Annotated in this window: 2 protein-coding genes; both read right to left on the reverse strand. The window is 59.3% G+C overall.

The genetic code is table 11. From position 1 onward, the window contains the following. Positions 1 to 72: 72 nt before the first annotated feature. Entirely contained in the window at positions 73 to 867 is a 795-nt protein-coding gene (gene istB / locus HOY34_RS21725) for an IS21-like element helper ATPase IstB (RefSeq protein WP_172366752.1), read from the reverse strand. After that, positions 857 to 2,389 (reverse strand): IS21 family transposase, encoded by a 1,533-nt coding sequence (istA, locus tag HOY34_RS21730; protein WP_172366754.1) that lies wholly within the window; start codon positions 2,387 to 2,389, stop codon positions 857 to 859. The genes istB and istA overlap by 11 nt, the downstream gene beginning before the upstream one ends. Positions 2,390 to 2,501 lie beyond the last annotated feature (112 nt).

The following is a 2,501-nucleotide window of genomic DNA, read 5'->3' on the forward strand; positions in this document are numbered from 1 at the left end:
TGTTGAATCTCACGCGGAACTGAGCCGGTTTTGTCACCGAGAAGTGAGCCACCTCTGATTATGGATTTTGGTTCAAGCTGGGGTCAAGGTTGGGTGTGTCTCCTTCTTTTTTCTTACTGCAGCTGCTGAGCTTGCCTTGAAGCGGAAGCTATCGTTTCCGGTCTCCAGGATGTGGCAGCGGTGGGTGAGGCGGTCGAGCAAGGCAGTGGTCATCTTGGCATCACCAAAGACCGTGGCCCATTCGCTGAAGCTGAGGTTGGTGGTGATCGCCACGCTGGTGCGCTCGTAGAGCTTGCTCAGCAGATGGAACAGGAGCGCCCCGCCCGAGGCGCTGAAGGGCAGATAGCCAAGTTCATCCAGGATCACGAGGTCGAGCTTGGTTAGCCCCTCGGCGATCTGCCCTGCCTTGCCCTTGGCCTTTTCCTGTTCGAGGGCGTTGACCAGTTCGATGGTGGAGAAGAACCTGACCTTTCGGCGGTGATGTTCGATGGCCTGGATACCAAGGGCGGTGGCAACATGGGTCTTGCCGGTGCCCGGGCCGCCGATCAGCACCACGTTCTGCGCGCCATCCATGAACTCGCAGCGATGCAGGGTTCTGACGGTGGCTTCGTTGATCTCACTAGCGGCGAAGTCGAAGGCCGAGAGGTCCTTGTAAGCCGGGAAGCGGGCCGACTTCATGTGATAGGCGATCGAACGCACTTCGCGTTCGGCCAGTTCGGCCTTCAGCAGTTGGGAGAGCATCGGAATTGCAGCTTCAAATGCTGGCGCGCCCTGCTCGATCAGGTCGGTGACGGCCTGGGCCATGCCATACATCTTGAGGCTGCGCAGCATGATGACGATGGCACCAGCGGCTGGATCATGACGCATGACGGCCTCCGGCGATCTGGCTGCGAAGGCCGTCATAGCGTTCGACGTTAGCCTTGGGCTCACGATGCAGGGCCAATGCCTGTGGTGTATCCAGTGGCGGCCCGCCGATCACCTTTCCATCTACCAGCCGATGCAGCAGGTTCAGCACATGGGTCTTGGTCGGCACCCCCTCGGCCAATGACCGTTCCACGGCGGTGAGCACGGCCTGTTCGTCGTGGTGAAGCACCAAGGCAAGTATATCGACCATCTCGCGATCACCGCCGGGCTTGCGCAGCATGTGATCCTGCAACTGTCTGAACGCAGGCGGTAATTCTAGGAATGGTGCGCCGTTGCGAAGCGCGCCTGGCTTTCGCTGCACGACAGCCAGATAATGCCGCCAGTCATAAATCGTCTTTGGTGGCAGCTTGTGACTGCGTTCGATCACGCGCGTATGTTCGCACAGGATGTTGCCCTCGGCCGCAACGACCAAACGGTCAGGATAGATCCGCAGGCTTACCGGTCGGTTCGCAAATGACGCCGGAACACTGTAGCGGCTGCGCTCGAAGCTGATCAGGCAGGTGGGCGAGACACGCTTGCTCATCTCGATGAAACCATCGAATGCGACCGGCAATGGCATCAACTCGGCCTGCTCCTCGGCCCAGACATCGGCGATGGTGCCAGGCTGTTTGCCATGTGGGGTCTCCCGCCACAGCTCGAGGCAACGTTCTTCCAGCCACGCATTCAGTGCGGGGAGGTCGGGGAAGTCTGGCATCCCCTGCAACATCTGATGGCGCGAATCCCGAACGTTCTTCTCGACTTGCCCCTTCTCCCACCCGGCGGCTGGATTGCAGAACTCGGGCTGATAGACGTAATGGTTCGTCATGGCGAGGAAGCGCATGTTTATCTGCCGCTCCTTACCGCGACCGACACGATCTACCGCCGTCTTCATGTTGTCGTAGATGCCCCGATCAGGGACGCCGCCAAAGACACGGAAGCCGTGCCAATGCGCGTCAAACAGCATCTCATGGGTCTGCAGAGGGTAGGCCCGAAGCAAGAAGGCACGGCTGTGCGACAGTTTGATATGCGCCATCTGCAACTTCATGCGCTCGCCGCCCAGCACGGCAAAGTCCTCGCTCCAGTCGAACTGGAAAGCATCACCGGGGGCAAAATGCAGCGGCACAAAAGTCCCGCGTGCCGTTGTCTGCTGTTCGCGCTGACGATCAGCCTTCCACCGCCGCGCAAAAGCTGCAACCCGGGGATAGGAGCCCGTGAAGCCAAGCGCCACAAGATCGGTATGTAACTGCTTCACCGTGCGCCGTTGTTTGCGCGACTTTCCAGCCTCGGTCTTCAGCCAACCAGCCAGCTTCTCGGCATAGGGATCAAGCTTGCTGGGCCGCTCCGGCGTTGCAAATTTTGGCTCTATCGTATTAGCCGCCAGGTGCTTGGTCACGGTATTACGCGACACGCCCGTTAGCCGCGCAATCTCGCGGATCGACAGCTTCTGCCGCAAATGCATGCGTCGGATGATGTTCAAAAGTCCCATGTGGATCACTCCGTTGCCCCCGCCGCTCACCGCTTTGGAGGAAGGTTCACATGGCTCAGTTCTCAGTGAAAATTATGCCCTTAAACGGCTCAGTTCTGGGTGAGAAACAACA

Source organism: Pseudogemmobacter hezensis (genome assembly GCF_013155295.1).
GTDB lineage: Bacteria > Pseudomonadota > Alphaproteobacteria > Rhodobacterales > Rhodobacteraceae > Pseudogemmobacter > Pseudogemmobacter hezensis.

Excerpts from the sequence above, each read along its gene's own strand:
- istB (WP_172366752.1), bottom strand. The coding sequence starts at position 867 with ATGCGTCATGATCCAGCCGCTGGTGCCATCGTCATCATGCTGCGCAGC.
- istA (WP_172366754.1), bottom strand. The coding sequence starts at position 2,389 with ATGGGACTTTTGAACATCATCCGACGCATGCATTTGCGGCAGAAGCTG.